The organism is Primorskyibacter marinus (assembly GCF_003313245.1).
GTDB classification, from domain to species: domain Bacteria; phylum Pseudomonadota; class Alphaproteobacteria; order Rhodobacterales; family Rhodobacteraceae; genus Primorskyibacter; species Primorskyibacter marinus.
Genome location: NZ_QJSD01000017.1, coordinates 1 through 16,382, shown reverse-complemented (window position 1 = coordinate 16,382; position 16,382 = coordinate 1). Strand labels below are relative to the sequence as shown.

Below are 16,382 nucleotides of genomic sequence, written 5' to 3'. Positions count from 1 at the left end.
AACAGGAGCGGTGCCATGGAGATCAGGGAAAAAGTGATCGAAATAGTGGCCGAACAGGCTGTTCTGGAGCCTTCGGACGTGACGATGGACAGCACGCTGGAGGAACTGGGGATCGACAGTCTGGGGCTGGTTGAAAGCATCTTTGCGATCGAAGAGGCGTTCGACATTTCGGTACCGTTCAATGCCAACAATCCGACCGAAAGCGAATTCGATATCTCGACCGTGCGCACCATCGTCGCCGGAATCGAAAAGCTGGTGCGAGACCAAAAGCCGTGAAACGTGTCGTCATAACCGGCGCGGGAACGATCAATGCGTTGGGCGGTGATGTGCCCGCGACGCTGGAAGCGATGCGCGAGGGGCGCTGCGGTATTGGCGAATTGGACATCCGGGATGTGGACCGTCTGGCCGTCCGCATCGGTGGTCAGGTCCGCGAGTTCGAGGCCGAAAACGTCTTCAACCGTCAGCAGCTGACGCTCTATGACCGCTTCACGCAATTCACCTTGGTGGCCGCAGCTGAAGCAATCGCCCAATGCGGATTGGAATTTACCGGCGAGCTGGCTGCGACAGCGGGCGTCATTCTGGGCACGGCGGGGGGCGGCGTGTCTACTTGGGATGACAATTACCGTTCTGTCTATGAGGACGGAAAAAACCGCGTGCATCCCTTTGTCGTGCCAAAGTTGATGAACAACGCCGCCGCCAGCCATGTCTCCATGCAGTACAATCTGAAAGGGCCAAGCTACACGGTGTCCACGGCCTGTGCGTCGTCGAACCATGCCATGGCGCAGGCGTTTCAGATGGTCCGGTCGGGCATGTCGAAGGCGATGGTGACGGGGGGATCGGAATCCATGCTGTGCTTTGGCGGGGTGAAGGCCTGGGAAGGGTTGCGCGTAATGAGCCGCGATGCCTGCCGGCCCTTCAGCGCCAATCGCAACGGCATGGTGCAGGGCGAGGGCGCAGGCGTTTTTGTCTTCGAGGAATATGAACATGCACGCGCCCGCGGTGCCGAGATCCTGGCCGAAGTGATCGGCTATGCGATGAGTTCGGACGCGGCCGATATCGTGATGCCGTCCAAGCAGGGTGCCGCACGCGCGATTGCGGGCGCGCTGGAGGATGCGCAGGTGTCGCGAAGCGAGGTAGGCTATATCAACGCGCATGGCACCGGAACGGCCGCGAATGACAAGACCGAATGTGCGGCTGTCGCGGATGTCTTCGGACCGTATGCCGATACGCTGATGATCTCTTCCACGAAATCGATGCATGGCCACCTGATTGGTGGCACCGGCGCGGTGGAGCTGTTGGCCTGTATCATGGCGCTGCGCGACGGGGTGATTGCGCCCACCATCGGCTATCAGGAACCTGACCCGGAATGCGCGCTGGACGTGGTGCCGAATGAGGCGCGCGATGCCGATGTCAAGGTGGCGCTGTCCAATGCTTTTGCGTTTGGCGGGTTCAACGCGGTTCTGGCGCTGCGCCGGATCTGATCGCATAGCCGGGCTTGACCTGGCGGAGCGCCTTCGGCGCGCTTTATGTCTCGTCAAAGGCCTTGCGGCCTTTTCCTCGGGATGCGGCCAAAGGTGAGGTGACGCATTTACGAGAGCGCGGCGCCAAGGTCATGGCAGCAGGTGAAGCCAGCCCCAGATCGTCACGATGGACAGTGCGGTTGAGATAAGCACCGCAGACGCGGCGACGCGTTTGGCCCGTCCGTACATGTTGGCAAAGAGGTAGGTATTGACGCCGGGGGCCATGCTGGCGGTCAGCACGGCTGAGCGCATTTCCGCAGATGTAAGGCCTGTGCTGCGGCCCAGCAGGTAAGTAATGGCCGGATGCAGGATCAGCGACAGCGCGCAGACAAAGGCGATAACGCGCAGGTCGCCTTCGGGGCGATAGCGGTAGAGGATGCCGCCCAGACCGAACAGCGCGCAGGGCAGGGCGGTTCGGACCATCATGTCGATCGCCTCTGCCGCAGGACCAGGCAGGCCGATGCCGCCCAGATTGAACGCAAACCCCAGTGCGATCCCGAGAATAAGAGCGTTGCTGAACATGGCACGGCCGACGGTCATTGGCAGCCGTGCCAATCCTTCGCCCCGCCCACGCGCGCGGGCGACCTCCATCGCGGTGATGCCGACGGCGTAGCAGAACGGGGCGTGCACCGCGACAATCGCATAGTTGGCTTCCAGCGCCGAAGCCCCGTAGGCGCGTTCGGTGATGGCCAGCCCCAGCATCAGCGAATTGGAAAACAGGCCGCAGAACCCGATGGCAATCGAATCTTCGATGTCCCGGCCGAACAGGTAGCGCGCGCCAAGATAGCCAGCGCAGAAACCGGCCAGCGCGCCAGCGTAGAAGCTGCCCAAGAGGGCGATATCGAAGCTTTGGCCAAGGTCAAGCTGCCAGATCGCGCGGAACAGCAGGCAGGGAAGGGCAAAGTTCTGGGTGAACTTCATCAATCCATCTACGGCGTCATTGCTGAACCAGCCGCGCCAGACCGCAGCATAGCCTGCTCCGATCACCAGAAAGACCGGCAGGATGACGTCGATCAGCGCCTGCATGGATGTGGTCTGATTTCGAAAGCCGAAGGGGAGCTTGTTGAGAGAACACAGCGGGCCGAAACATGCGGCACCATCTTTCCGATCACAGCTTGTAGCGGATCACCATACCGTCGAATGCGGGGGTGATATGGTCGGGGGTTTCAGCTTCAATGGTCGCATAGTCGAGGTCGTTATGCATGTTTGTCAGGACTGCACGGTGGGGCGCCGCACGGGCGATCCAGTCCAGCGATTGCGCAAGATGCGAATGGGTCGGATGCGGCTTGCGGCGCAGCGCGTCCAGCACCCAGCAGTCGAGGTTTTCGACCTGCGTCCAGGCCTCATCGGTCATTTCTGCGACATCGGGCAGGTAGGCGAGGTTTTCAATGCGAAAGCCCAAAGCGTCGATTGAGCCGTGATTGACCTGAAACGGAGTCAGGGTAATCGGGCCGCCCGCGCCGTCGACAGTAAAGGGACCGTTGATCGTATGCATGTCAAGGATTGGCGGGTAGGGGCTGTCTTTCGGCTGGACAAAAGCATAGCCAAACCGTGAATAGAGGCCGTTTTGCGTGTCGCCATCGGCCCAGACCGGCAAGCGATTGCGAATGTTGAAAACGATCATCCGCAGATCGTCGATGCCGTGAACATGGTCGGCATGACCATGCGTGTAGGCCACTGCGTCAAGTTCGCCGACACCTGCGTCCAGCAATTGCTGGCGGAGGTCTGGTGAGGTGTCGATCAGCACGCGGGTGGTGCCGTCCGGGGTCTCGCGCTCGACCAGCATAGAGCAGCGGCGGCGGGTGTTCCTGGGATCGTCGGGGTCGCATTCGCCCCACTGTCCGCCAAGGCGGGGCACGCCGCCCGAGGATCCGCAGCCAAGGATGGTGAAGCGAAGTTCCCGGGTCATGGCGCGGCCCGGTCGCTGGCGGCCTTAGCAAAGAGGCGGTCGAAATTCATCTCTGTCTGTTGGGCAAACGCGGCATAGTCTAGACCGAAGACCTCTGCGCCGACGCGCGCGGTGTGGGTGGTATAGCCCGGTTCGTTTCGCCGCCCGCGATGGGGCGGGGGGGCGAGGTAAGGGCTATCGGTTTCGACAAGGATACGGTCGACCGGGGCGGCGGCGAAAATATCGCGCAAATCCTGGCTTTTGGGAAAAGCGGCAATGCCGGACATCGAAAGGTAGAAACCCAGATCAAGCGCTGCCTTGGCCAGTTCGGCGCTGGAGGAAAAGCAGTGCATCACGCAGGAATAGGGCTGATTTCGGTAGGTGTCGGTCAGGATGCGGGCCATGTCATCGTCCGCCGCGCGCGCGTGGATGATAAGGGGAAGGCCGGTTTCCTGCGCCGCCTCGATATGGACGCGCAGGGACTTTTTCTGAACATCGGCGCTTTCCGACGTGTAGTGATAGTCAAGCCCGGTCTCGCCGATACCGACGAATTTGGGATGCTGGGACAGGGTGACAAGGTCGTCGAGCGATGCAAGAGGCTCTTCCGCTGCGCTCATCGGGTGTGTGCCAGCGGCGTAGAAAACCGGCGCGTGCGCCTCGGCAATGGCGCGCACCTGCGGTTCGTTCCGCAGCCGCGTGCAGATTGTCACCATGCGGTGAACGCCTGCCTCCAGCGCACGGGCAATGACCGCGTCGCGTTCCTCGTCGAAATCGGGAAAGTCGAGATGGCAATGGCTGTCGGTGATGCGTGGGATCTGTGTCATGGTCATCCGTGCTGCCGCGCCAGATCGGCGGCGGTACTGCGTAGTTTAAGCAGGGTATCAAGGATCAGCGCGGCGGGGTCAAGGTTGACCGCCCGACCATGGCGCAGCCGTGCGCCAACGGTCTGGGCGCTCTCGGCCCAAGCGCGGGCGGCACGGGGTGAGGGGGCCAGCCGTGTCAGGATGCCCGCCTCGTTCGGTGCAGCCTCGATCACCGGTGGCTGGCCGGTGGCACCGGTGCGTGCGACACGGGCAAGCGCCAGATCCAGCAGCCCCAGCATCAGCGCATAGCGATCCTCTGCGGTGCGGCCAGCGGCGCTTTCGCCCAGACGGATGGCGCGCGTCCGGTCAAGATCGGGCAGGCTGCCCAGAAGCGAGATGATCTCGTCATACAGCGCCAGCCCGTTGAGGTTGACCAGCCGGATCGCCTCGCCCACGGAGCCGGCGGACAGTTCGGCAAGGGCGGCGGTGTTGGCTGTCTCCGTCTCGATCCCGGCAAGCGCAAGGGCGTGCGCCATGCCCTGCGTGTCCAGACTGCCCAGCCGCAATTCGCGGCACCGCGAACGGATGGTTGGCAGCAAGTGCGACGGTTGATGGCTGATCAGTAGAAGCGTGGTGTCGGCGGGCGGTTCCTCAAGCAGTTTCAAAACCGCGTTTGCAGCAGAGACGTTCATCTCGTCGGCCGTGTCGATAATCACCACGCGGCGTCCGCCATCGACCGCCGAGAGCGAGAAGAACCCCTTGAGCCGCCGCACCTCGTCCACGGTGATCTGGGTCTTGAGCCGTTTCGACTTTTCGTCATAGGGGCGACGCAGAAGAAAGAGACCGGGTTCGGACATGGCCAGAATGCGCCGCGAGACCGGATGTTCGGGACCAATGTCGAGCGTTTGCGGCGCGGCATCGGGCAGGGCGTCGCCAAACAGGCCCGCACCCCCTTCGGATTGCGGCATCGGCGTGGCCAGAAGAAAGCGCGCGATGGTCCATGCAAGCGTCGCCTTGCCAACCCCGCGCGGCCCGGTGATCAGCCATGCGTGGTGTAGCCGTCCGCTGTTGAAAGCTTCAAGAAAGGCCGCTTTGGCCGCATCCTGTCCGATCACCTTGGGCGTTTCGCGCGGGTGGGGCGCGCCGGGGGCACGATCGGATTCGGGTAGGGTGTCGTCACTCATGGCAGACAGGTTTCTACCGCATCCAGAACGTCCTGTGCCACCGCTTCTTCCGAGCGATTGCCGTCAATGACGCGGATGCGATCCGGAAATTCCTGTGCCAGCGCCAGAAAGCCCGCGCGCATGTCTTCCTGAAGTGCCACGCCAAAATCCTCGAACCGTTCCTCGGCGGTCTGGCGCGCTTTCGCGCGGGCCAGACCGGCGGCGGGGTCCATGTCGATCAGGATCGTCACATTCGGTTCCTGCCCGATCATCAGGTCGTGCAACTGGTCCACCGCACCGCGCAGATCGCCACGGCTGAGACCCTGATACATGCGGGTGGAATCGGCAAAACGGTCGCAGATGACAATGCGGTGCGCGTCCAGTGCCGGACGGATGGTGCGTTCCAGGTGGTCGCGGCGGGCCGCGGTGAACAGCAACAGTTCTGTCTCTGCCGACCAGCGGTCAGGGTCGCCTTGCAGAACAAGCGCGCGGATTTCCTCGGCCCCCGGACTGCCGCCGGGTTCGCGCGTCAGCACTGTTTCATGCCCCCGCGCGTTGAGCGTTTCGGCAAGGCGTCTTGCCTGTGTCGATTTGCCGGATCCGTCGATACCCTCGAAACTGACGAACAGGCCCTTAGGGGTCACAGCGCCCCCTCGGGACCTTCGTTCAGGCGTTTGATCAACACCTGGCTGACCGTCATCATGCGGTTGACAAAGCCGCCGCGCGCCACATCACGATCCGCCACAAGGGACAGCCGATGTTCCGGCAGGCCTTCGGGTTTGATGATCAGTTCGGCAAGCTCCTGTCCCTGCTGCACAGGCGCGGTGATCGGGCCTGTATAGACAACCTCGCCCTTGACCTCGTCACCGCCCAGTACCGGCAAAAGCAGATCAAGATCCTCGGCCACGGTCAGGCCGACCTTGGCCGTATCGCCCATCCAGACGTCGGCTTCGGCGATCACGGTGCCGGCGCGTGCAACCGACTTGCTGGCGAATTGCCGAAAGGCCCAGTTGATGATCGCCTCGGCCTCTTCGGCGCGAGACCGCTCCGTATCCAGCCCCGAAATCACCACGACAACGCGCCGGTCGCCCTGGATTGCCGACCCGACCAGACCGTATCCGGCCTCTGTCGTGTGGCCGGTCTTCAGCCCGTCTGCACCGATCCCCAAAGTCAGAAGCGGGTTGCGGTTGCGCACGTTCTGCGGCGCGCGGCCATCGAACTCGTACCGTTCTTCCGCGAACATCGGGTAGAATTTCGGAAAATCGGCGATCAGCCGCGTGGCCAGCAGACCAAGGTCACGCATCGACATCTTGTGTTCCGGCGCGGGCCAGCCGTTGGAGTTGGCGAACACCGAGTTGGTCATGCCCATTTGCCGCGCGCGCTGGGTCATGTGGCGGGCAAAGCCGCGTTCCGTGCCATCCGGGCTCAGCGCTTCGGCGATCACCGCGCAGGCATCATTTCCCGACAGGACGATGATCCCGCGCAACAGATCCTCGACCCGGACGCGGTCCGTGGTGTCCAGAAACATGGTCGAGCCGCCATAGGACATGGCGTGGCTGGAGACGGGCAGGCGTTCGTCAAGGCTGAGCCTGCCGTCGCGGATCGCTTCGAACGCCATATAAAGCGTCATCAGCTTGGACATTGACGCGGGCGGCAGGGGTTGGTCGGCATTCTTGGCCAGCAGCACCGTTCCGGTGGTCTGGTCCAGCACATAGGCCGCGCGGGCCCGGGTGTCGAATGCGTCCGCAGGCAGTGCAAACAGCATTGCGGCGGCAAGGGCAGGGATCAATCGGCAGAGTTTTGGCAGCATTGCGGCGCGTTCTCCAGTCAGTTGCGAGTGCAGTTGATTGCCACATCGGCATCGGTCACGCCAGAGGCCCGCTGCACAAGATATTGTCATGCGTCACCCTTTGCCTGCTCGGACCTTGAGATCGCGCCGGTTGTGCCGGTCCCATGCTCAACAGGCGCGGGAAAGCGCCAACGGCCAAAGCCTACAGCGTCATTCCGCGCATGGAAAGTCCACCCGGCGCTGTCGGCGGAAAAACCCGCCCGCAAAGTTTGCTTTCAGAATCATTCAGACCGGTCTAGACGACACTCCACCACGCGCCGGAGGAGTGGCAGAGTGGTCGAATGCACCGGTCTTGAAAACCGGCGTGCGTGAAAGCGTACCGTGGGTTCGAATCCCACCTCCTCCGCCAACCTTATAAGTTGCCGTTAAATTGTTGATTTTAAATGATTATAGGTCGGTGAGTTTCGATCTTACCACATATGTTTACCACACATGTTGGCTGGCGATTACCACACATGTCGGCCGGTTATTGCGCTAGGGCCATCGAACGTAGCCCCAGCGAGTGATGAAGAGATGCTAGATTCTGTTTTGGACAATCCGATGCACAGACCTCTCCGAGATACCCAACTCACGGGCGACACCTCTCTTGCTTTGTCCCTCAGCTAAGAGGGCAACCACTTGGTCGCTCTTTTGCCGTGCCGTGGGCTTCCTGCCTTTGTACTTGCCCTCAGCCTTCGCCTTAGCGATGCCTTCCTTCTGTCGTTCCAGCATCATCTCTCGTTCGAACTGAGCGACTGAGCCAAGGACGTTGAGCATCAGCTTGCCCGTGGCGGTGGTGGTGTCCAGACCAAGGCTAAGGACCCTCAGCCCGACTCCCTGAGCCTCCAACGCTTCTATGATCTCGCCAAGGTGCCGAACAGATCTAGCCAACCTGTCCAGCTTGGTAACGACGAACACGTCACCTTGCCGACAAAAGGTCATAGCCTCAGCCAGCTTGTCACGCTTGGACACGGAACTGGTCTGCTCGCTCCAGATCTTCTCGCATCCCGTCGCTTCTAGTTCTTTCTGTTGTACCTCCAGCCCTGCCAGTTGCTCGAGGGTTGAGGTTCTTGCGTAACCGATCAGCATTTGTCGGCCTCCTTCTCTGCCAATGATGTGTAAGGGTTTGCGGCAGGGTGTCTGCCAAAAGCCGAAACCGACTTCACTGTCCTTCCAACGCACTACATTGGAGGGCTGACACACGGGCAAGGTCTATTGGCAGAGGGGTAAGGGGTTGGGATGTTGTAGGTTTTTCTGGTCCGAAGAGGCGGCGGGGGTGTTTTCAAAGTGATTTCAAAAACGAGGGGGCTTTACTGTTTTTATTATTTGGGTTTTTCAGAATGGTGACGACGTAGAGAATGGGCCGCAGTCATGGAGACGCCAAGTGGCCGGGAAATCTAGGGGCACCTAAGCCTGACTAGGGGCCCAAGGACCTTTCCACTGGTTCACGAATCTGCGGCGCAGCTTCACAAGATAGCCGTTCATAGTTGTCTCCAGTCAATTTCGGAGTCGCCTCTTGGCTAATTGCCGTTCGAATGGAACTCTATAGTCTCGAAACGTAGTACAATCGAAACTTGGAAGCAAAATGGACGTAAAATCATCACAAGCAACCGGTAATGCAGCGATGCACTATGCTGCTTGGCAACTCTCGCGCAAGGGTTGGAACGTAATGCCAACGGCCCGAAACGCAAAGGGCAGTGATCTATTCTGTGCTAACGACGATGAATCCGTCATTTTTGGTGTGCAGAGCAAAGGACTTTCAAGACGCGCTCCCGTGGGTTTAGGGGCAAACTTAGAGAACTTGCGTTCCGAATGGTGGATCATCACGATCAATGCAAAGCAAGACAACCCCATTTGTTTCATCTTGTCGTTGAATGAGGTCAAGGAACTCTGTTTCCACAGCGATCCAGTGAAAAGCAAGACAGGTTTGAAATCGCACTGGTTGCAACCTAAAGCCTACGACCAAGACAGATTCAGGGACGCATGGCATAGGCTGGGTTAGGCAAGACGGGCAGTAAATCAAACGGTTCACAGCGGTCGCTCAGCCCCTCATCCGAATGCTGCATCCGCAGCCCGTATTGCCGAAATTCGCAGTATCTGGACAGTATACAATCTGTCCGAATACACGTTATGTAGGGCATTCGCTTCGTATCCTGCTCCACTGAGGCCCACCAGTTGGCGCACTCTGCCTTTGATAGCTTGCCATACGAACTCAACTTTGCCATGGTCTTGGTATCCAAGATAAACATAAAATGAGCACGTATCATGAACGCGTCGAAGCCGTCCGCTTTTGTAGCCTACACTGGCCGAGACAAAGAACTATCCCAACTTATTTTTAACGGAATTAGCAAGGCAAATTCGGTCGATGCTTGCCCCACGCGATATGAACCCTGGAAATACAATGACATTGCGGGAACTCATATATTGTCGCCCATTCTTGAAGGAATTGATGCATCCCCTTTCGTTGTTGCCGACATTACCTATTTGAACCCGAACGTGGTCTACGAAATTGGCTTTGCAATCGGTCGGAAGAAGAAGGTCCTTCTGATCAGAAATAGCGCATACGAAGGAGACGGAGATCTCTCAAAGACCGTGGGTATCTTCGATACAATAGGGTATTCAAGCTATCGGACTGAGGATGATCTGCGCAATAGATTGACCAGCCATGTTTCCATCCATCCTTTACCATTTGAAGTTACAGTTAACAGCAAGGCTCCTGTTTATGTAATGCCTAACAATGAAAAGTCTGCAGCTTCTACACATTTAATTAGCCGCGTAAAGAAAGCGCGGTACCGTTACAGATCATTCTCGTCGACAGAGGATGTGCGACTTTCTGCAACTGACGCTATTGCGCAAGTGGCTCAATCGGCTGGCGTAATTTCGATGCTGGATGTTGATAATGTCGAGCAGACAGTTCGTGCACTATTCATAGCCGGTCTAGCCGATGGAATGAATAAGCCATCCCTCCTTCTGTCGCCGTATATGGCGGAAACTCCGGTAGACGTTAGGGATAGGGCAAAACCATATAAAGATCCGAACGATATAGCGGATATTGTTGCCGCTTTTTGTCCCGAAATTAATGCTAAACTCCAAGAGTCATCGCCCCCCCCAATCATCGCCCCGAACTTGCTAGGGCGGATTTCCGTTGGAGATCCCACAGCCGAGAATGAGATGACAACTCTGGAGAACTACTATCTGCAAACAGATCAATACCTCAGAGCCTCCAGAGGCGAGGTCAATCTTGTGGTCGGACGAAAGGGCGCTGGAAAAACTGCACTTTTCATTCGTTTGCGGGATACGACCCGGGCAGACAAGAGGAATATTGTCGTTGACTTGAAGCCCGAAAGTTACCAACTCCTCAAGCTTAAAGATGAGATCTTAGAGCATTTGGCGGAAGGGTCAAAACAGCATCTAATAACTGCATTTTGGGAATACCTAATCCTCTTGGAAGTCACCCACAAACTTCTCGAAAAGGATCGAAATACTCATAGGTTCAACCACAACATCCATGATCTATACGAGAAGCTAGAGGGCATTTATGCAGGCAGCGAGGGGATTGCAGAAGGGGATTTTTCCGAGCGTATTATGCAGCTTTCCCAACGTTTGTCTGAAAATTACTCTTCTAAGGTTCACGAGAATGCGACCAAAATCACCGGGCAAAATCTGACCGAGTTGCTTTACTCCCATGATCTGAAATCACTCAAAGAAGTCTTGTCGCAGTATTTGGAACACAAACACAACGTTCTAGTTCTATTCGACAACTTGGACAAGAGTTGGTCCACAATTGGGGTGGATAGGACCGATGCGACTACGCTTAGGTGTTTGATTGACGCCAGCCGGAAGGTTGAACGAGATATGCAAAGACGGGGCCACACGTTCCGATGCATCGTGTTTGTTAGGAACGATGTTTATCAGCATTTGATGGCAAATTCACCAGACTATGGGAAGGAAATGCGGGCGACTCTTGATTGGAGTGACGCCGATTTACTAAGAGAATTGTTGCGACTAAGATTGATTTCAAGCTTGGGCGAAGAGTTTGAAGAGGCCAGCTTCCATGATATTTGGGCAGGGATTTCGGAATCTCACGTCTTTGGCGAAGAAACCTCTAGTTTTATCATTGATCGATCACTTATGAGGCCTCGAAATGTACTAAAGTTATTTGGTCACGCTCGGGCATTTGCTGTGAATTTTCGGAAAGAGAAAATCGACCAAGAAGATTTCTACAAGGGGCTAAAGGCCTATTCGCAGGATTTGCTCGTTGAATTGGATAGAGAGTTGAGCGACGTTTTCCCAGATGCACAGGACCTGCTCTACTATTTTATCGACAGCCCATCCGTCGTCACTTTGGATCGACTTTATAGAGTCATGTCAGAGGCGGCCATTCCGGAAAATAGACAAGAAACTTTACGAGACTTCTTGCTTTACCATGGGGTTATTGGCCTACATTTGGACGATAAGGATCAGTATATTTTTGATGTTGGGTATGACTTGAAACAAATACTTATTAGGGTGAAACGTCTTGGCGCGGAGGCGAATTTCGTGTTGAATCCCGCGTTCGCCCCTGCTCTTGAAACAAAAGATCAACTGATCGAAAAGCAGTCATCTTTTGCTCTAAATTAGAAAATTCCATTACATATTGGTCTCCTAGGGTTATCCGTTGAATGTAGGCCCAGCTTTTTGAGCCGAAACAAACCTACCCTAGAATGGACACCTGAATTTTTTGTTGTAGCTGCGCTCGCTGATTTGGAACGTCCGTTTCCATCTTTGTTGCTGGTCTTTTCGCGCATGTAGCGAAGGTTGGCTCTCCGCCCTTTCTTGTGGGTAGGAAAGCCTATGTCCTAAGGACTTTTTCAGGGGCTGAGTGCTTGCGAGTGATGGATGGGAGGGGCTTCCTAGAACAATCTCTCAGCCCCACTCAACCCCTGTACATCGGCTCTACAGACGCATCAAGGCCTGTCTGACCGTCTCATAGTCCTCCGCCAACTGCTCAACCTTCGTCGTGTTCTGCTTTTCTTTCAGCACCTCCAGCACCCCACGGCATTTCCGATGGAAGGACACTGCATCCCATTTGTCCCGGTTGCTTTTCCTGACTGCAATGACCCATTGGTCCGGCCAGAGTTGAACCCTGATCCTGCCGTGTTGGGCTAGGATGCCTTGGGCGTCTTCTAACCCATGCCATTCGGTAGTCCATTTTCTTGTGGGCTGAGTGGGGGCTTTGGCTTTTCGGGGGTGTCGGGTCGTGAAGTGCTGGGATGGCTCTGTGCCCTCGGTGTATTGGCTCTTAGGGGTGATCTGGTTCATATTGGTCTCCTGTTGAATGTAAAAAAGACCGGAGAGAAGATTCCCCGGCCTAGATTGCGGTTTTGGTTGTTGATTGAATTGTGTGCTGGTTGTTTTGGGGATGCTGACGCTCAGGAGTGATCTGGACCGACAAAGGGAAAGAATCCTAGCGTACAAGGTAATGCTTCAGGGAAGGTTTGATATAACCAAAGACCCACTGAGGACCCACTGAAGGGACTACCAAGATGAGATGATTTATCTCTATAAAGCATAAGAATACTCCCTAGGATAACCCTAAGCCCCAAGGTATTTACCTATAGCAGAACTCCTTATGATTGATATTCCTACGTGTCTGATACCCAAGCAGGAAATCAGCCCTGTTCAGGTCGTGTCAGAATAAGCAGTTGGCCTGTTCTGCTATTTTTCTTCGATTCTGGGATAGATTCCGCACTGATACCAGAATGCTTGCTCCAAGATCTCGGTTGCCTCTGACGCTTTGTTTGCAGGAACAATCAGACTGTCGTGAACTGGCAAGGAAGGTGTATCCAGATTATCTCTCAGGATGCGCATCGCCCGAAAGAGGGCTTCGGATTCTTTGAACTGTAGCTTGGACCAATCCAAAGCAGCATTGGAAAGCCGTGCAAGGCAAGGGTGATGCTTCAGCACGATTTGGTTGGCCTCTATGCCCGTTAAATCTGGAAAGGGCTTGCCGGTTTCGGCCTCATAGTCTGCTTTGGTGCCTCTGGGCCACCTTGCCAGCGGCTTGCCACTCCCCAAAAAGGCCACCACCACCTTCTTCGCCAACCATCTATCCAGACCCGGCATGATGTAGGGGTCTTGATCCACATCCAGATACTCACGCAGCAATCCGTAGGCCAAAGTGAGGTGGCTTGCCCTTACGTCAAGTTCTACTGTGGCCTGACCGTTTATGGTGATCTTCCTCCGCCCCGCCGATTTCATGCTCTGGTAATTGTTCGAACCGTTGGCATAAAACCTCCCACCCTTGTTCCAGCGGAAATCCGTATCATCGCCATTGTTGAAGCATCGCGATAGCAGGGGTTGGGGCATCCCTTCGAATTCCTGCGCTGCCAAGTACGCGTTGAACTGCCGGATTTCTTCGGACAGCTTTTGTACCTTGGCCGTGTTGGGAAACGCCATGATCTTACCCTTTTGGCGTTCACCCCAACCGGACCTTCTTGCTCTGAGCCTGAGAGGTTTGAAGCGTTCCAGATTGGTACAGAAATGCTGATCCAAGGTGTCTGGGTGAATGCTGTAAATTGCGGCCATGTCCAGAAGTTTGGGTGTTGCTCGGTATCTTTTCGCCCAGCGCTTGCCTTTGATCTTGTCACCTTCGAAAACTTCGGCTTGTTGAAATGCTTTCCGGTCTTGGTGAAGGCCCAGATCCCTCCAAGTTTCACAGATGCTTCGGAACCCTCGGTCAGTCATGCAGGTCCCTTTGGTGTTATCCTGACAACTTGGGCTGAAGAGATATCCCTGTGCATCTGCATTTTGACTGTGGCGGATCAAGGCAGCAGCCCATGTGGCAAGACAGGCTTTGAAGATCTTGATTTGATCCCTGTTTCTTGGTCTCTTCCTGTTGCCCTTTACCATCTCATGGCTTTGGGTCAGATCGAAGAGGTCCTGAACGAACTGTTCGGCTTCCTCAGATATCACGGTCCAAGACAAGTGGGCTTTTCCGGCTTTTCTTAAGACCTTTCCCATGTCGTGGTTGCTTTGGTCAAACGGCATGTGTCTCTTTCTCCTTGTACGAAAACAGAAAAAGGCAGCCCCAGATGTGGAGACTGCCCTTGTGGGTTGATTGGTTTTTGGAGTGTCAGTGTTAGAAACCCTTGGATCCGAAAGGCAGGATTTCCGCTTGGCTGTAGTTCGATTGCAGATGTTTGGCAGGGTCACTTCATCAAGATAAAAGACCCCACCTCAGCCCTTCGCATATTGGCTCACAGAAGGCATTGAGACTTGGTCCCGCTCTTCAAAGCCGGTTGGGCAGGGAGTTACCTGTTTAGGTAAAGCGGAATTTCGTTTGCTCCGACTGACCCAAGGTAAGGCAGAAGCAGAACGTTCCCTTCATCCTATGGAGTACAAACCTTGTCAGTAGCCGGTAGCATTAAACAGGATAGGACAACTTCAAGATCGTTGTCCGCTTGTTTTCAAAGCTAGAACCACCGGAATAGAGACCGTAGGTCATGGTCTTTTTTTCATGTCCTACAATATCGGCAACCACGTTTTCTGGTGCACCTGCTTGCTCAAGCTGAGTCACGACAGTTTTTCTGATGCTGTGGAACACCAGTTGCGGGCCGAACCCCAGCGAAGTCTTCAACCGTCCAAACCGCTTACCTATGGCGTCAGAACGATTGCCATATTTATTGCTTGGTAGATCCGAAAGAAGAAAGTTGTCGCCCCCTTGGCTACTTAAGCGCTTGAAGGCATCAGATAGCTGTGGATGTATTGGAATTTCGCGCCATCCGGCATTGGTCTTGCCATCCCTTATCTGAAAACGATCATCCGAAATATCACCCAATTTCAGAGAGCACAGTTCTTCGATGCGGCATCCAGTCCACATTGCACACCAGATCAGATCACCTAATTGAGTGTCACCCTTATCGTAAGCTGCCCTCCAAGTGCGTACTGCCTGTGCAGCGGTAAACGGCGCTCTTCTCGTGTGGGCAGAGTTCCTTGTCGCCTGCTTCTTGGTCGGACTTACTCCGGCGAAGGGGTCAATTTCGTCGGCCACGATTTGAAGGGTCTGGAGATATTCCCAGTAGCCTTTGCAAGCGGAAATGATACGCCGAACAGTTGCAGCCGACAGCCCTTCACTCTGTTGGAGTTGATCGACCCACAGTCGGCTACCTTTTCTTGTTACATCACTGCTGTAGGGAAAGCGCTTGGCAAACCGGGCCACGTCAGACCGTTTCATGTCTAAGGTCTTTTGCTTCTGTCCAGTTAACGTTGAAATCCAAGCGTCCAGCTTTTCATTCGTGCGGATCGTTTTCCCGGTGACAAAAGCAACAAAGCGTTTTTCTGCTTCTTCATTAGGCAGCCGACTCATAAAACTCGATCCACAGCCTGACCGATGCCAATTTGATCATCGACAGGAAATTGCGTGACGTCTTCTCGTATCGGGTTGCGATACGGCGGAACGAGGCTTTCAGCCTGCCAAAGAAACGCTCGATTTTGTTGCGTTCCCGGTAGATTGCAGCATCAAATTCGGCGGGTAGTTTGCGGTTGGCCTTGGGAGGGATCACGTCGATAGCGCCCTGTTCCCAGATCAAGTCTCTGATCCAGTCTGCGTCATATGCTTTGTCCGCGAGCACATGTTGGCCAGGTTGCAAATTGTCCAGTAGCGCCTTGCACGGCGGCGCGTCATGAGCTTGGCCGGGTGTCAATTCATATCGGATCGGCAGCCCATCCTGATTGGTAAGTGCATGTATTTTCGTTCCTAATCCGCCCCGTGAGCGACCTAAACAGCGGCGCGGGTCTTTTTTTGAGAGTCGTGGCGGAATGATGCGCGCGCACGCTGGTCCCGTCGACCATCACTGTGTCCACGTTATGCGCGTCGGCGATGGCGTCCATGATCCGGTCCCAGTGGCCCGCATAGCTCCACCGGTTGAAGCGATTATAGACCGTTGTCGGTGGGCCATATTCGCTGGGCAGATCGGCCCAAGGGATGCCGGTGCGCAGGACGTAGAAAATACCGTTGATCACGCGGCGGTCATCCACCCGCTTCTTGCCGCGCGTTTTGTTAGGTAAGACAGCTTTGATGAATTCCCATTCCAGATCGCTCATGTCTGATCGTGCCACTTCCATCCTCCCGCCCGTTGTTTAGACGAAATGAATCACAAACTTATGCTCCTAAACAAGAATTAATGGGTGTGCTGCCTA

Annotated in this window: 15 protein-coding genes and 1 tRNA gene; 5 read left to right on the top strand and 11 right to left on the bottom strand. The window is 55.7% G+C overall.

Going from position 1 to position 16,382, the window contains the following annotated elements; genetic code table 11:
- Positions 1-15: 15 nt before the first annotated feature.
- Together DMZ65_RS15970 and DMZ65_RS15965 are read left to right on the top strand one after the other, a co-directional pair.
- Entirely contained in the window at positions 16-276 is a 261-nt protein-coding gene (locus DMZ65_RS15970; protein ID WP_084354399.1) for an acyl carrier protein, read from the top strand.
- The gene (locus DMZ65_RS15965; RefSeq protein WP_116599867.1) at positions 273-1,481 is read left to right on the top strand and encodes a beta-ketoacyl-[acyl-carrier-protein] synthase family protein; all 1,209 of its coding nucleotides are present in this window, start codon (positions 273-275) and stop codon (positions 1,479-1,481) included. Before DMZ65_RS15970 ends, DMZ65_RS15965 begins: the two co-directional genes overlap by 4 nt.
- A 129-nt stretch (positions 1,482-1,610) precedes the next feature.
- On the opposite strand, the gene DMZ65_RS15960 is transcribed toward DMZ65_RS15965, so the two are convergent.
- The 6 genes from DMZ65_RS15960 to DMZ65_RS15935 form a co-directional block, all read right to left on the bottom strand.
- The gene (locus DMZ65_RS15960) at positions 1,611-2,546 is read right to left on the bottom strand and encodes an AEC family transporter (RefSeq protein ID WP_116599866.1); all 936 of its coding nucleotides are present in this window, start codon (positions 2,544-2,546) and stop codon (positions 1,611-1,613) included.
- An 82-nt stretch (positions 2,547-2,628) separates the two neighbouring features.
- Entirely contained in the window at positions 2,629-3,429 is an 801-nt protein-coding gene (locus DMZ65_RS15955; protein WP_116599865.1) for an MBL fold metallo-hydrolase, read from the bottom strand.
- Positions 3,426-4,232, bottom strand: coding sequence for a TatD family hydrolase (locus DMZ65_RS15950; protein WP_116599904.1), 807 nt, complete (start codon positions 4,230-4,232; stop codon positions 3,426-3,428). Before DMZ65_RS15950 ends, DMZ65_RS15955 begins: the two co-directional genes overlap by 4 nt.
- Positions 4,233-4,234: 2 nt before the next feature.
- Positions 4,235-5,395 carry a DNA polymerase III subunit delta' gene (locus DMZ65_RS15945; protein ID WP_116599864.1) on the bottom strand — a complete coding sequence of 387 codons (1,161 nt, stop codon included), beginning with the start codon at positions 5,393-5,395 and terminating at the stop codon, positions 4,235-4,237.
- Positions 5,392-6,018: a dTMP kinase gene (gene tmk, locus DMZ65_RS15940; RefSeq protein WP_116599863.1), complete on the bottom strand. Its 627-nt coding sequence runs from the start codon at positions 6,016-6,018 to the stop codon at positions 5,392-5,394. Before tmk ends, DMZ65_RS15945 begins: the two co-directional genes overlap by 4 nt.
- The gene (locus tag DMZ65_RS15935; protein WP_116599862.1) at positions 6,015-7,184 is read right to left on the bottom strand and encodes a D-alanyl-D-alanine carboxypeptidase family protein; all 1,170 of its coding nucleotides are present in this window, start codon (positions 7,182-7,184) and stop codon (positions 6,015-6,017) included. Before DMZ65_RS15935 ends, tmk begins: the two co-directional genes overlap by 4 nt.
- A gap of 298 nt (positions 7,185-7,482) precedes the next feature.
- Between DMZ65_RS15935 and DMZ65_RS15930 the strand changes: the two genes are divergently transcribed.
- Positions 7,483-7,572, top strand: a tRNA-Ser gene (locus tag DMZ65_RS15930).
- 167 nt (positions 7,573-7,739) lie between these two features.
- On the opposite strand, the gene DMZ65_RS15925 is transcribed toward DMZ65_RS15930, so the two are convergent.
- Positions 7,740-8,291: a recombinase family protein gene (locus tag DMZ65_RS15925; protein WP_116599861.1), complete on the bottom strand. Its 552-nt coding sequence runs from the start codon at positions 8,289-8,291 to the stop codon at positions 7,740-7,742.
- A gap of 496 nt (positions 8,292-8,787) precedes the next feature.
- Between DMZ65_RS15925 and DMZ65_RS15920 the strand changes: the two genes are divergently transcribed.
- Both DMZ65_RS15920 and DMZ65_RS15915 read left to right on the top strand, forming a co-directional pair.
- Positions 8,788-9,204, top strand: a complete 417-nt coding sequence (locus DMZ65_RS15920; RefSeq protein ID WP_116599860.1) for a hypothetical protein — start codon at positions 8,788-8,790, stop codon at positions 9,202-9,204.
- 263 nt (positions 9,205-9,467) lie between these two features.
- Positions 9,468-11,822: a P-loop ATPase, Sll1717 family gene (locus tag DMZ65_RS15915; RefSeq protein ID WP_157960656.1), complete on the top strand. Its 2,355-nt coding sequence runs from the start codon at positions 9,468-9,470 to the stop codon at positions 11,820-11,822.
- Between the two features lie 315 nt (positions 11,823-12,137).
- On the opposite strand, the gene DMZ65_RS15910 is transcribed toward DMZ65_RS15915, so the two are convergent.
- The 4 genes from DMZ65_RS15910 to DMZ65_RS15895 form a co-directional block, all read right to left on the bottom strand.
- Entirely contained in the window at positions 12,138-12,503 is a 366-nt protein-coding gene (locus DMZ65_RS15910) for a hypothetical protein (protein WP_116599858.1), read from the bottom strand.
- Between the two features lie 396 nt (positions 12,504-12,899).
- Positions 12,900-14,231 carry a hypothetical protein gene (locus DMZ65_RS15905; RefSeq protein WP_116599857.1) on the bottom strand — a complete coding sequence of 444 codons (1,332 nt, stop codon included), beginning with the start codon at positions 14,229-14,231 and terminating at the stop codon, positions 12,900-12,902.
- 376 nt (positions 14,232-14,607) lie between these two features.
- A complete protein-coding gene (locus DMZ65_RS15900; RefSeq protein WP_116599856.1) occupies positions 14,608-15,549 on the bottom strand; it encodes a site-specific integrase in 942 nt (313 codons plus the stop codon).
- Positions 15,533-16,301, bottom strand: a protein-coding gene (locus DMZ65_RS15895) for an IS5 family transposase (RefSeq protein WP_114963763.1) whose coding sequence is annotated in 2 segments (ribosomal slippage) — positions 15,533-15,980 and positions 15,979-16,301 — 771 coding nt in all. Because the reading frame shifts where the segments join, the coding sequence is not laid out codon by codon here. The genes DMZ65_RS15900 and DMZ65_RS15895 overlap by 17 nt, the downstream gene beginning before the upstream one ends.
- Between the last annotated feature and the right edge of the window lie 81 nt (positions 16,302-16,382).

Bases quoted from the DNA above. Each gene is read 5' to 3' on its own strand.
- DMZ65_RS15970 (WP_084354399.1), top strand. From the start codon at position 16: ATGGAGATCAGGGAAAAAGTGATCGAAATAGTGGCCGAACAGGCTGTT.
- DMZ65_RS15960 (WP_116599866.1), bottom strand. From the start codon at position 2,546: ATGCAGGCGCTGATCGACGTCATCCTGCCGGTCTTTCTGGTGATCGGA.
- DMZ65_RS15955 (WP_116599865.1), bottom strand. From the start codon at position 3,429: ATGACCCGGGAACTTCGCTTCACCATCCTTGGCTGCGGATCCTCGGGC.
- DMZ65_RS15950 (WP_116599904.1), bottom strand. From the start codon at position 4,232: ATGACACAGATCCCACGCATCACCGACAGCCATTGCCATCTCGACTTT.
- DMZ65_RS15945 (WP_116599864.1), bottom strand. From the start codon at position 5,395: ATGAGTGACGACACCCTACCCGAATCCGATCGTGCCCCCGGCGCGCCC.
- DMZ65_RS15935 (WP_116599862.1), bottom strand. From the start codon at position 7,184: ATGCTGCCAAAACTCTGCCGATTGATCCCTGCCCTTGCCGCCGCAATG.
- DMZ65_RS15925 (WP_116599861.1), bottom strand. From the start codon at position 8,291: ATGCTGATCGGTTACGCAAGAACCTCAACCCTCGAGCAACTGGCAGGG.
- DMZ65_RS15920 (WP_116599860.1), top strand. From the start codon at position 8,788: ATGGACGTAAAATCATCACAAGCAACCGGTAATGCAGCGATGCACTAT.
- DMZ65_RS15915 (WP_157960656.1), top strand. From the start codon at position 9,468: ATGAACGCGTCGAAGCCGTCCGCTTTTGTAGCCTACACTGGCCGAGAC.
- DMZ65_RS15910 (WP_116599858.1), bottom strand. From the start codon at position 12,503: ATGAACCAGATCACCCCTAAGAGCCAATACACCGAGGGCACAGAGCCA.
- DMZ65_RS15905 (WP_116599857.1), bottom strand. From the start codon at position 14,231: ATGCCGTTTGACCAAAGCAACCACGACATGGGAAAGGTCTTAAGAAAA.
- DMZ65_RS15900 (WP_116599856.1), bottom strand. From the start codon at position 15,549: ATGAGTCGGCTGCCTAATGAAGAAGCAGAAAAACGCTTTGTTGCTTTT.